This is a genomic window from Massilia suwonensis (genome assembly GCF_042655665.1).
GTDB lineage: Bacteria > Pseudomonadota > Gammaproteobacteria > Burkholderiales > Burkholderiaceae_D > Telluria > Telluria suwonensis.
In genome coordinates this window covers 192865-205493 of record NZ_JBHSMR010000008.1, presented here as the reverse complement: position 1 = coordinate 205493, position 12629 = coordinate 192865, and the positions used below count along the sequence as shown (strand labels likewise).

The 12629-nt window shown below is 64.7% G+C and carries 9 protein-coding genes and 1 pseudogene; 9 read left to right on the top strand and 1 reads right to left on the bottom strand.

What is annotated here, in order from left to right; genetic code table 11:
* Positions 1-39 precede the first annotated feature (39 nt).
* The 9 genes and pseudogenes from ACFPQ5_RS04380 (at position 40) to ACFPQ5_RS04340 (ending at position 9663) form a co-directional block, all read left to right on the top strand.
* Entirely contained in the window at positions 40-921 is an 882-nt protein-coding gene (locus ACFPQ5_RS04380; RefSeq protein ID WP_379752050.1) for an N-acetylmuramic acid 6-phosphate etherase, read from the top strand.
* 62 nt (positions 922-983) lie between these two features.
* The gene (locus tag ACFPQ5_RS04375) at positions 984-2249 is read left to right on the top strand and encodes an MFS transporter (protein ID WP_379752049.1); all 1266 of its coding nucleotides are present in this window, start codon (positions 984-986) and stop codon (positions 2247-2249) included.
* A gap of 124 nt (positions 2250-2373) precedes the next feature.
* A complete protein-coding gene (locus ACFPQ5_RS04370) occupies positions 2374-3516 on the top strand; it encodes an acyltransferase family protein (RefSeq protein ID WP_379752047.1) in 1143 nt (380 codons plus the stop codon).
* Positions 3517-3531: 15 nt separating this feature from the next.
* Complete coding sequence (locus ACFPQ5_RS04365) at positions 3532-5142, top strand: glycoside hydrolase family 10-like protein (protein WP_379752046.1); 1611 nt, start codon at positions 3532-3534, stop codon at positions 5140-5142.
* A gap of 191 nt (positions 5143-5333) precedes the next feature.
* Positions 5334-6281 (top strand): N-acetylglucosamine kinase, encoded by a 948-nt coding sequence (locus ACFPQ5_RS04360; protein WP_379752045.1) that lies wholly within the window; start codon positions 5334-5336, stop codon positions 6279-6281.
* Positions 6278-7042 (top strand): annotated as a pseudogene (locus ACFPQ5_RS04355) (N-acetylmuramoyl-L-alanine amidase); the annotation flags it as partial. The gene ACFPQ5_RS04360 and the pseudogene ACFPQ5_RS04355, both read left to right, overlap by 4 nt.
* A gap of 304 nt (positions 7043-7346) precedes the next feature.
* A complete protein-coding gene (locus ACFPQ5_RS04350) occupies positions 7347-8252 on the top strand; it encodes a LysR family transcriptional regulator (protein ID WP_379752044.1) in 906 nt (301 codons plus the stop codon).
* Positions 8249-8863, top strand: a complete 615-nt coding sequence (locus ACFPQ5_RS04345) for a M15 family metallopeptidase (RefSeq protein WP_379752043.1) — start codon at positions 8249-8251, stop codon at positions 8861-8863. The genes ACFPQ5_RS04350 and ACFPQ5_RS04345 overlap by 4 nt, the downstream gene beginning before the upstream one ends.
* Positions 8864-9033: 170 nt before the next feature.
* Entirely contained in the window at positions 9034-9663 is a 630-nt protein-coding gene (locus ACFPQ5_RS04340; protein WP_379752042.1) for a hypothetical protein, read from the top strand.
* Between the two features lie 84 nt (positions 9664-9747).
* On the opposite strand, the gene ACFPQ5_RS04335 is transcribed toward ACFPQ5_RS04340, so the two are convergent.
* Positions 9748-12210 (bottom strand): TonB-dependent receptor plug domain-containing protein, encoded by a 2463-nt coding sequence (locus tag ACFPQ5_RS04335; protein WP_379752041.1) that lies wholly within the window; start codon positions 12208-12210, stop codon positions 9748-9750.
* Positions 12211-12629 lie beyond the last annotated feature (419 nt).

Below are 12629 nucleotides of genomic sequence, written 5' to 3'. Positions count from 1 at the left end.
TACACTGGTTTCATCGAAAATCTGTCATACGCCGCCGCCATGCTGAAAACCGAAACCCCGGCCCAGGACCACGCCCTGCTCGACCAGTACCCGACCGCGGAACTGGTCAACGCGCTGGTGGACGACCAGCTCAATGCGGTGAACGCCGTGCGCGCCGCCGGCCCGCGCATCGCCGCCGCGGTGGCGGCCGCCCTGCCGCGCATGGAAGCGGGCGGACGCCTGATCTACGTCGGCGCCGGCACCTCGGGCCGCCTCGGCCTGCTCGACAGCGTAGAACTGTATCCGACTTTCTCCTGGCCGCATGGCCGCGCCGTCGCCCTGCTGGCGGGCGGCAGCGATGCGATGTTCGTCGCCGTCGAAGGGGCTGAGGACGATATCGGCCAGGGCGCGGCCGACCTGCGCGCCGTGGACGTGTGCAAGGACGACGTCGTCCTCCTGATTGCCGCCTCGGGCGCCACGCCTTATGTGCTGGGCGCCCTGCGCGCCGCGCGTGCCATCGGCGCATTGACGATCGGCTTTGCCAACAATACCGACGCCCCGGTCGCGGACGAAGCGGAAATCGGCGTCACCCTGGATACGGGCGCGGAAATCATTTCCGGCAGCACCCGTCTGAAAGCGGGCACCTCGCAAAAAATTGCCTTGAACACTTTTTCGAGCGCCTTGATGGTGCGTTTGAACAAGGTTTATGGCAACCTGATGGTAGACTTGAAGGCGACCAACGCCAAGCTGGTACGGCGCGCCATCCGCCTGACCTCGTTTGCCACCGGCGCCGACGAGGAAGCGGCGCGCGCGGTGCTGGAGCAGTGCGAATTCCACGTCAAGACCGCGATCGTGGCCTTGTCCAAACAAATCGATGTCGAGCAAGCACGGGCCTTGCTGGAGACGGCACGCGGAAGCGTGCGCCAGGCTTTAGCGCAGTGACGCGGTAGGTTCATTCCCCGGTCGGCGTGGCTGGCCGGCCCTTGCCCGATCACGAAAGCCGTATGCACACTTCTCAAGCAAAAAGTCCGTGGCTGTGGGTGCCCTCGCTCTACTTCGCCCAGGCCATTCCGTACGTGGTCGCGATGCAGTTGTCGGTCATCATGTACAAGGACCTGGGCGTGTCGAATTCCGACATCGCCTTCTATACCAGCCTGCTGTATTTGCCTTGGGTGATCAAGCCGCTGTGGTCGCCCGTAGTGGATATGTTCGGCACCAAGCGCCGCTGGACCGTGCTGTTGCAGCTGGTCGTCGCCGCCTCGCTGGCGGCGGTCGGCACGGTGCTGCACCTGCCTGCGTATTTTACGGTCAGCCTGGCCGTGATGTGGCTGATGGCTTTCGGTTCCGCCACCCACGACATCTCGGCCGACGGTTTTTATATGCTGGGCCTGCGCCAGAAGGACCAGGCTGCGTTCGTCGGCGTGCGCAGCACCTTTTATCGCTTGGCGACGCTGGCGGGGCAGGGACCATTGGTCGTGCTGGCAGGTTACCTGGCCGTTTCGCTGGGTGACGCGCACCAGGCCTGGTCGATCGTCTTCTTCGTGCTGGCCGGCCTGTTCGCCGCCGCTTTCGCCTGGCACCAGCTGGTGCTGCCGAAACCACAGGAAGACCACGCCGTGGCCGCCGGCAGCAACCCGCTGCGCGAATTCTTCGGCACCTTCGGTTCCTTCTTCCGCAAGCGCGACATCTGGCTGATCCTCGGCTTCATTCTGACCTTCCGCCTCGGCGAAGCGCAGTTGCTGAAACTGGTAGCACCCTTCCTCAAGGATCCATTGGAAAAAGGTGGGCTCGGTCTCAGCACGGCCCAGTACGGCATCGCCTACGGCACTATCGGCATCATCGCGCTGACCATCGGCGGCCTGGCCGGCGGCTATCTGATCTCCAAATTGGGCCTGAAGCGCTGCCTGTGGCTGATGGTGTTTGCCGTGCACTTGCCGGACCTGGTGTTCGTCTACCTGTCGCACGCGCAGCCGGCCAATTTCTACCTGATTTCCGCCTTCCTCGCGCTCGAACAGTTCGGCTACGGCTTCGGCTTCACGGCCATGATGCTGTACATGATCATGGTCGCGGAAGGCCCGCATAAAACGGCGCATTACGCGATCTGCACCGGCCTGATGGCGCTGGGCATGATGGTGCCGGGCATGTGGAGCGGCGCTTTGCAGGAATACCTGGGCTACAAACACTTCTTCGTCTGGGTGTGCATCGCGACGATTCCGGCGTTTGTGATGGCGGCGCTGGTCAGGATCGATCCGGAGTTTGGGAAGAAATAACAGTGCGAGCGTGTAAACGCGTGGGCGGCAAGCCGCCCACCTTACGGCCTATGCACGGGATGTAAGGTGGGCGGCTTTGCCGCCCACGCGTTCAACGCACGTATGAAAACCGCACCATAAAACGATGACGACACCTGCCAGCCGCCTCTCTTCACTCGACGCCTTCCGCGGCTTTACGATCGCCGCCATGGTCCTGGTGAACAACCCCGGCGACTGGAACAATCTGTACTCCCAGCTGGCCCACGCCAAATGGCACGGCTGGACTTTTACGGACACCATCTTCCCCTTCTTCCTCTTCATCGGCGGCGTCTCGATGGCGCTGTCCCTGGGCCGCCTGGCGGCCGAGGGTGCCGACAAACCGCGTCTGCTGGCAAAACTGGCGAAACGGGCAGCCCTGATCTTCCTGATCGGCTTCCTGCTGAACCTGATCCCCTATTTTAATTTCGACAAGGTGCGCATCCCGGGCGTCCTGCAGCGCATCGCCCTGTGCACCCTGCTGGCAGCACCGATCGTCGTGTACTGCGGCTGGCGCCTGCAACTCGCAATCATCGCGGCCCTGCTGACGGTCTACTCCGCCTTCATGCTCTTTTATCCGGTCCCTGGCATCGGCGCCGGCGTGCTGGAACCGGGCAAGGATTTTGGGGCCTACATCGACCGCATGTTGCTGGACGGCCACATGTGGGTGCAATCCAAGACCTGGGATCCGGAAGGCTTGTTCAGCACGCTGCCCGCCCTGTGCAGCCAGCTGTTCGGCGTGCTGGCCGGACGTTTCCTGTTGAGTGGACTCACTCGCATCGAGCAGACCGTCTGGCTGCTGCTGGCCGGTCTGCTGTTCCTGTGGCTGGGCGTGATTCTGGACGCCATCCTCATGCCGATCAACAAAAGCCTGTGGACGCCTTCCTATTGTTTCCTGATGACGGGCTGGGCTTTGCTAATATTCAGCGCCTTCTTCTGGCTGCTCGACGTGAATCCCTATGGCGCCGTGCGTGCAGCGGCGGCGCGCTGGACGCGGCCGTTCCAGATCTACGGCATGAATGCGCTGTTCATCTTCGCCTTTTCCGGCCTGGTGGCCAAGATGTTCGGCTATATAAAACTGGCGCAGCCGGATGGCGGCACGGTGTCGCTGGGGCGCACGCTGTACGCGCCGGTCCGAGACCTGCCGATCGGTGCCGTGAACACCTCGGTGCTGTACGCGCTGCTGTTCAATGCCGCCATGTTCCTGCTGGCCTGGGGCATGTGGCGCAAACGATGGTTTGTCAAAGTATAAAAATTAGGAGCGGTAGTGGTTGATTTGAAAAAACGCGCGTTGGCGCTGGCGGGTGTGGCGGGGATACTGTCCCTGAGCGGTTTCCTGGCAAGTTGCACCACGCCGCAGCAGAAGGGCGCAACGGGCCCGAAGGGCACCATCCACGCCAGCGGCAAGCTGCCGCCCGCCGCGCCGCGCGAATTCCGCGCCGCCTGGGTCTCGACGGTGGCAAATATCGACTGGCCGAGCCGCCAGAATCTGAAAGCGCCGCAGCAGCAGGCCGAGGCGATCGCCATCCTCGACCGCGCCAAGGCCATGGGCCTGAATGCGATCGTGCTGCAGGTGCGGCCCTCGGCCGATGCGATCTACGCGTCTTCGATCGAGCCCTGGTCGGAATACCTGACCGGCGCCCAGGGCCAGGCGCCGCAGCCCTGGTACGACCCCTTGAAATTCTGGGTCACCGAGGCCCATGCGCGCGGCCTCGAGCTGCACGCCTGGTTCAATCCCTACCGTGCCCGTCACGACGGCGCCCGCTCGCCGGCAGCAAGCAACCACATCACCCGCACCAATCCATCCGCCGTCAAACGCTACGGCAAGTTCATGTGGATGGACCCGGGCGAGGATGCGGCCTCGAAGCAGACCCTGGACGTGGTGCTCGACGTCGTGCGCCGCTACGACATCGACGGCGTCCACATCGACGATTATTTTTATCCCTACCCGATCGAAGCGACGACCACTGTGGCCGGCAACGAGGCCGCGCTGGACGGCAAGCCGGGCGTGAAAGCCGAGCTCGATTTTCCTGATACCCCGGCCTGGGAACGCTACCTCGCCCGTGGCGGCAAGCTCGACCGTGCTTCCTGGCGCCGCCAGAATGTGAACGAGCTGATCAAGGATATGTACGAAGGCATCCACCGCGAAAAGAGCTGGGTGCGCTTCGGCATCAGTCCCTTCGGCCTGGGCCGTCCGGATCGCCGTCCGCCGGGCATTGCCGGCTTTTCGCAGTACGACAAGCTGTACGCCGATGCCGAGCTGTGGCTGCAGAAGGGCTGGCTCGACTATTTCACGCCGCAGCTGTACTGGGCGCGCAGCCAGTCGGCGCAAGCCTATGACGTGCTGCTCGATTACTGGATCGGCCAGAACACGCAGGGCCGCCACCTGTGGCCGGGCCTGTTCACGAGCCGCATCGGCGCGCCGACCAAGGATTATCCGCCGCAGGAAATCGTCGACCAGATCGAATCGACCCGTGCGCGCCCGCAGGCCGGCGGTCACGTACACTTCAGCATGATTGCGCTGATGCAGAACCGCAAGGGCATTACCGACCAGCTGAGCAGCGGTTCCTATGCCACGCCGGCCCTGGTCCCGGCCACGCCCTGGCTCGGCAACGTGAAACCCGGCCTGCCGCGCGTGAAAGCCGTGCGCGGCGCCAAGGGCGTCGATTTGAAACTGACGGCCGGAAAGGCGAACGCGCTGTACACCGTCTGGGCGCGCCACGGCGACGAATGGCGTTTCAATGTCGTGCCCGCCTCGAAGGTGGATTGGAAGGTGATGGACGATGCCCAGCTCGGCGCGCCGGATGCCGTGTTCGTCGGCGCCGTCGATCGCCTCGGCATCGAAGGCGACCGTATCCAGGTGTGGGGAAAACCGTAAGGTGGTCGGCTCCACCGTGAACGACGCGTGCACGCGGCTAATGCGCCGCCCACGCGTTCAAAGCACGGCTGATTTGCCGATTGATTCAGTTCCCCTATTCATGTATTGACGCCCTTATTCATAACTTCCATTCATACATTGCCGGTGAGCATTCATTCGCATCATTTGCTCCTAGGACCTAAACTCGCGTCATGTTGAATTCCCACGCTCATCCAGGCATCGGCCTCGGCATCGACGCCGGCGGCACCCAGACCCGCTGGGCGCTGGCGGCGCCCGACGGTGCGATCCTGGCCGAAGGCACGGTCGCCGGTCTGTCCGCCCTGCAAATGAGCAAACCCGACGGCCGCGCCAGCGTGCGCGCCACCTTTACGGAGCTGGCGCGCGCCGTGCTCGCGCACGCGCAACCGGCGAGCGTACGCGCTGGTCTCACCGGGTTCGGCGGCGACGGCGCGCAACTGACGGCCTGGCTGGCGGAACTGCTGAACGTGGACCCCGGCGCGATTGCCATGTGCAATGACATCGACATCGCCTACCGCGCCAGTTTCAATCCCGGCGAAGGCTACCTGGTGTACGCCGGCACCGGCTCGATCGGCGCCTTCATCGATGGCGACGGAACATTCCACCGTGCCGGGGGCCGCGGCGTCGTACTCGACGATGGCGGCGGCGGTTTCTGGATCGCACGCGAAGCCCTGCGCTATATCTGGCGCATCGAAGACGAAGCCCCGGGCAGCTGGGAAAGTTCACGTATGGCGCGCGCCGTCTTCGAGCACGTCGGCGGATCGGACTGGGCATACTCGCGCCAGTTCATCTACGGCCAGGAACGCGGCGAAGTCGGCAAGCTGGCGCTGGCCGTCGCCGCCAGTGCCGGGCAAGATCCGGCCGCCGACGCCATCCTGATCGAAGCCGGCCGCGAACTCGGCCGCCTGGCGAACGCACTACTGCGCCGCTTCGGACCGCGTCCGGTGGCGCTGGCCGGCCGTGCCGCCGAGCTGCACCCGTCCATCGCGGCCAGCATGCGCGCCAGCCTGCCGCCGGATACCATCCTGACCCAGACCGCCATGCGCGCCCACCACGCCGCCGCGCGCCTGGCCGTGGCCGACGCCCATTCAGCATCCTCAACATCGAACGGACAACCATGAAATCGCTTGCAGCTACCCTCCTGATCGCCTTGCTGGCCGGTTGCGCCACCCAGGGCGGCATCGACAAGACCTATACGGCCAAGGGCCAGGCCAGCCGGGTGCGCTTCCTGGTACTGCACTACACGGTGGCCGACAAGCCGGCCTCGATCAAGATCCTGACCGAGCAGCAAGTAAGCGCCCACTATCTGCTCACCGACGATGCCAGCCCGACTGTCTATGGCCTGGTCGACGAAACCCGTTCCGCCTACCACGCCGGCATCTCCAGCTGGAAGGGCTACACGCAGCTGAACAACAGCTCGATCGGCATCGAAATCGTCAACGCCGGCTGGAAGGACACGCCGCAAGGCCGCGTCTACGCGCCCTTCCCGCAGACTCAGATCGATGCGCTGATTCCATTGGTCAAAGACATCGTCGCGCGCCACGGCATCCTGCCGGAAAACGTCCTCGGCCACAGCGACATCGCCCCGCTGCGCAAGCAGGACCCGGGTCCGATGTTCCCCTGGTACCAGCTGGCGCAGGCCGGCCTGGTCGTGTGGCCGGACGCCAACCGCGTTGCCGCCGTGCGCCAGGTATTCGACCTGCAGGTGCCGGATGCCGCTTGGTTCCAGAAGAAACTGGCGGCTCACGGCTATGGCGTGACCCAGAGCGGCATATTCGACCAGCCGACCAAAACGACGATTGCCGCCTTCCAGATGAAATACCGCCCGGCGAACATTGCCGGCGAACCGGATGCGGAAACGGCCGCCATGCTGGAAGTGCTGACCACGCCGGCGAATGCGCCGCTGCCGCCGGTGCCGCCGCCGCCGATCCCGGAGATGCGCCCCGTGCAACCGGAACAGCCGCTACAGCCGGTCCAGCCCGTACCCCCAGTGCAGCCCGTGCAACCCGTGCAACCCGTGCAACCGGTTCAGCCCCTGCCGCCCGGAACCCCGACCACCCCGCCGACGCCGCCGAACACGCCGCCGGTGGCCTTCAACGCGCCGTGATGGTCGCCGTACTATGCGTTTCGCTGTATCCTGCGGCCAGCCCGTCCTGTGCGCGGGCGTCTCGTTGAAGGATTCATAAATGCGCCTGCGCCACATCGAAGTTTTCCACGCCATCATGCAGGTCGGCACCATCAGCGGTGCCGCCCAGGTTCTCCACATCTCGCAGCCGGCGGTCACCAAGGTGCTGCAGCATGCCGAGCTGCAGCTGGGCATGCCGCTGTTCGAGCGCGTGCGCGGGAAACTGTATCCGAAGCCGGAAGCGCACCGCCTGTTCGCCGAGACCGAAAAGCTCAATCGCGATTTGCAAGGCATCCGCCGCCTCGCCGCGAGTTTGAAAGGCCGCGCGGTGGAGACCGTGCGCCTGGTGTCGACGCCGACCCTGGCGATCAGCGTGCTGCCGCAGGCGATGACGGCCTGGCGCCGCGACTTCGCCCAGACGCGGTGCGAACTGGCGACCTACCACACCAGCGAAATCGTCAACGCCCTGCGCTTGGGCGAAGCCGATCTCGCCCTATCTCTGCAGGACCCGCGCCATCCCGGCATCGTCGCCGAACCCATCGCCTCCGGCAACCTGACGGTGATGGCCCCGGCCGGCACCTGGAGCGAGGCCGAGTGCGCACAGCCGATCGGCGCCGCGGATTTGTCCGGTGAACTGATCGGCCTGGCCGACAGCGATCCGCTGGGCGAAATCGTCGTCGCCGCCTGCGAAGCCCAGGGCGTGCAACCGGTGTTCCGCACCGTGGTCCAGACCTACCAGATTGCCCGCTCGCTGGTGGAAGCGGGCGCCGGCACGGCGGTGGTCGATCCGTTCACGGCGGCCTCGGCGGCATCCGGCAAGGTCCAGCGCCGCCAGTGGGCGCCTGCGATTCCCGTGCAGCTGTATCTGCTGACCGCGAACCACGCGCCGCTGTCGCACGGCGCGCGTGAACTGGCCAATTGTATCGGCGCGACGGCCCGCGCCTGTCTCGATAAAGGTTGTGCATGAGTATCCTGACGTTTGCCAGCGAAGACATCGCCGGCAGCGACGCGTTCCGTCATCTGTCCTCGATCGCCGGCATCGCGGTCGACCTGCGTTACGCCGGCCCGAACAATTTTGTTGGCCGCGATTTGTATTCGCCCTTCGACTGCGCCTGGCTGCACGTCGAAGCGGCTGCCGCGCTCGAGGCCGCCGTGGCCTGGCTCGCCCGGCAAGCGCCCGGCCACACCCTGCTGGTGCTGGACGCCCTGCGCCCGCAGCGGGTGCAGCAGCAACTCTGGGATGCACTCGAGGGCACCGGCCTGCAGATGTATTTGGCCAATCCAGCGCGCGGCTCGATCCACTCCTATGGCATGGCGCTCGACGTCACCATCCTCGACCCGCAAGGCCGCGAGCTCGACATGGGCACCGGTTTTGATGACATGACCGATTTGTCGCACCCGGCCCTGGAAGAGGGTTTCATCAAGACCGGCCAGCTGAGCGAAGGGCAGGTCGCCAATCGCCAGTTGCTGCGCGGCGCCATGTTCGGTGCCGGCTTTGTCGGCATCAATACCGAATGGTGGCATTTCGATTGCGGCGATCGCGACCGCGTACGTGCCACCTTCCACCGCGTCCTGTAAGCGCGCTCATTCCATTTCGTTCCCCGCACACACTTGAGTTGTCTCAGCCTTTATAAGGCTTGAGCCCGAGACAATCTCCCCGTATTGACGAGAGATTGATGCCGTGGCTTGACGAGTCCGCTTTCATCTTCTCGCGCAATCATTCTTTCAACGGACGAGAGAGGTGGGCGATGAAACGAATCATCATGGCCGCGGTCGTGGGCGCGGCGCTGGCGGGTTGCGGCACGGCGGCAGGCGACCTGTTCACGGCGCGCGACCGGACGGTCGAGTATGTCCGAGTATTCGATATCAAGACCGAGGCGTCGCCGCCGGCCGTGGCGCGCGCGGCCAGCGAAGGCATCAGCCGCAACATCCAGAACGCCACGCTGGCGACCCCCCTGCCCGAAACGGAAGACCGGCTCGACCAGCCCGGGCGTTTCAAGATGGCCGATACGCCGGGCGCCGCCCGCGGCCCCAGCTGCGATGGCGCCAGCTGGACCGCTAAGGCCCGCCCCGACGTGCGCGGCAGCCAGGACGTGCACATCGTCGCCTGCCTGTACCCCTATAAAACCGGCTATCACCTCGACATGTATGCCGGCTTCACCAAGAAGGAGGGCGGCTGGCTGGCCTGGCCGCGGCGCGCCACCGGTTATGTGATGGGCACGCCCGAGAAATTCGTGGAAAAGACGATGATCGACCTGGTGCGCACGATCCGCGAAACGACGGGCGCGCAGGTGGCGCTGGTGGAGGCGAAACCGGAGCTGGCCGGGGCTCCCTGGCTGGAACCCTCGCGGCCCGGCGCGCAGGCATCGAAACCCTGATTTCTGCGCGCCGGTGAAGGCGATCGAGCTGCCGGGGGCAGCTCGATCGAAGCTGCCGGGGAAAGACAGCTCGGAGTGTACTGCTTAGAACGCCCAGTCAACCCGCGCGTACATTTGACGCCCGTTGATGCCGATCGGGCAGGTTTCCCAGCAGTGCGTAAAGCCCAGCTGCGGGAATGGCGCGGCGCGCACCTTGTCCCACTCCGTCGGGTAGGTGTCGAACAGGTTGTTCGCACCGACCGACAGGCTCAGGCGCTTGGTGAAGGCATAGCGCACGCTCAGGTCGACCAGCCATTTCGCATCCCAGGTCTGGATGAAGCCCGGCGTGAAACCCTGGCCCTGGACTTCGCCGAAGTAGCTGGCACGGGTGTTCACGTTCCACGGACCGGTCGTGTAGTCGGCGGCCACCACGTGGTGCTGGCGCGGCTGGCCGCGTTCGATCAGCGTCACCTGCGTGTTGTCGAACAGCTGGGTACCGGTCAGCACCGGCGACTGCGAATTGCGCGCCTTGACTTCGGTCTTGTTGAAGCCGAGCTGGCCGGACAGCACCAGGGTCGAACCGGGCCAGCGCGTGGTGTGCTCGGCAACGATGTCCAGGCCGCTGGTGCGGGTGTCGATCGCGTTGGTGAAGAACTGCGCCTGGCCGACCTTCAGCGGGTCGAGGATGGCGCGGATCGGGCCGGCGCCGGCTTCCGGTGCGATATTGCTCGAGAAGACGATGCGGTCGTCGATGTCGATGCGGTACAGGTCGGCCGTGACCGAGAAGTTCTGCAGCGGACGCAGCACGATGCCGACGCTGGCGTTCTTCGACGTCTCTTCCTTCAGCGGAGCGATGCCGAAGGCGCGGGTGACGGCGCTGCCTTCGCGCGCAGTCAGGGTTTCGGTCAGCACGCCGGCCGCGTTCAGGTTGGTCGAGACCGAGCTATAGAACTTTTGCTGCACCGAGGGGGCGCGGAAACCGGTCGAGATGCTGCCGCGCAGGCCGACCGTGCGCGACGGGTCGTAGCGCATCGAGAGTTTGCCGGTCGTGGTGCTGCCGAAGTCCGAATATTTTTCGTGGCGGACGGCGCCGGCGATCAGCAAGTTGTCGGTCAGATTGTGCTCGGCATCGACGTAGAGAGCGATGTTGTGGCGGCCGTCGTCGACTTCGGTCGACGGCGTGTAGCCAGGGAAGCCCTGGGCGCCCGAGGCGGCGATGCCGCCGTTCTGGTCTCGGATCACGATGGCCGGGTTGTTGGTGCGGCCATACTGGTAAGAAACCGGATCGCCCGCTTCGATCTCGTAGTTGTCGCGTCGGTATTCGAAACCGGTGGCCAGCGAAATCTTGCGTCCGCCCAGCTCGATCGGGCCACGCAGATCGGCATTGAAGGTGGTCTGGTTGAATTTCAGGGTGCCGGTGTCGGCTTCCAGCGGCGACTCGGCATAGATGCCGCCACCCGGTTTCGGTTCGTACCAGTAGCTGACGTTGATCGATTCGCGCTCGTGGAAGCCGAGCTGGCTGCGGCCGTGGTTCACGCTGACGTCGAATTTCCAGTCGTTAGCCAGGTTGCGCTTGTAGCCGACGGCGAAGGAAGCATCTTTGACGGTGGTGAGAATGTTCGGCAGGAAGCCGTTCGGATACACGGCCGGCACGTTGCGGCCATCGTCCGCGGTGCGGAAAAAGCCGGCCGAGTCGCCGGTACGCTTGGAGACGCCGCCGAAGGCGTAGAACTCGCTGTCCTTGTCGACCGGCAGGCCGGCATTCACCCACAGGAAGGCATCCTTGGCCAGGCTGTCGCCGATGCGCTGGGTCACGCGCGGCGGATCGGTGCGCGCCGTGTCGAGGCCTGCGCGGTTGGTCTCGCCGCGGCGGCGGCCTTCGGCCGTCAGGTTCACGTAGCCGCCGTCGCCGATCGCAAAGCCGGTATTCGCGCTGGCCGAGATCATGTCGCCGTCGCCCTCGGACGTGGTGCCGATCGAGCTGCTGACCTGCGTTTCCTTGACCTGCGATTTCAAGACGATGTTGATCACGCCGGCGATCGCATCGGACCCGTACTGGGCCGCGGCGCCGTCGCGCAGCACCTCGATATGATGGATCGCCGACATCGGGATCGCGTTGATGTCGGTACCGGCCGAGCCGCGGCCGATGGTCTGCTGCACGTTGACGAGCGCCTGCTGGTGGCGGCGCTTGCCGTTGACCAGCACCAGTAGCTGGTCCGGACCGAGGCCGCGCAGGGTGGCGGGACGGATGATGTCGGTGCCGTCGCTGATGAAGGTGGTCGAGAAATTAAACGACGGGTCGAGCGTCTGCAGCAGCTTGCCGAGTTCCAGCGGACCGGCGGTCTGCATGTCCTTCACGTTGATCAGGCCCACCGGCGCGGCCGTATCGAGCGCGGTCTTGGCGCTGGAACGCGAACCGAGCACGACGACGCGGGCCGGATTGTTTTCGTCGGCAACGGTGGAGGTGGCGGTGGTGGTGTCCTGGGCGCTGGCGGTGGTGAAGGCGGCGAGCAGGGCGCTGGCCAGCAGGGTGTGGCGGAAAGGATGGCTTGCAGGGTGACGCGTCATGTTCTCTCTTTTCTTGATTGTCGATACGAACCGGTCTGAAATGCACCATAACGTACGGATATGTTTCCATACGTGAAATTCATATTAACAATTGGAGATTGTCCATACAACGCGCATTGCATGAGCGTTGTATTTGCGTGTCATCACAGCAATATTGGGTGCGGAGCAAGAGAAAAGGCAGTAAGCTGGATCGCTTGTGCCCGGTTTTGGTGCGTGGCGTTGACGAGGGTACGCGACACGGCATCACGTAGGGTGGGCACTCCGTGCCCACGCGGATAAGACGTTTCCGTTCCCCACCTGCACTGAATGGCTAATCGTGAACGCTCGTCGAAGACCGCGTCGTTTTCTTGCATGCCGCGCGAGCGAAGGATCACAGCTGTTGGCTAAACAGGCGCTCGTACCGCGTGGGCACGGAGTGC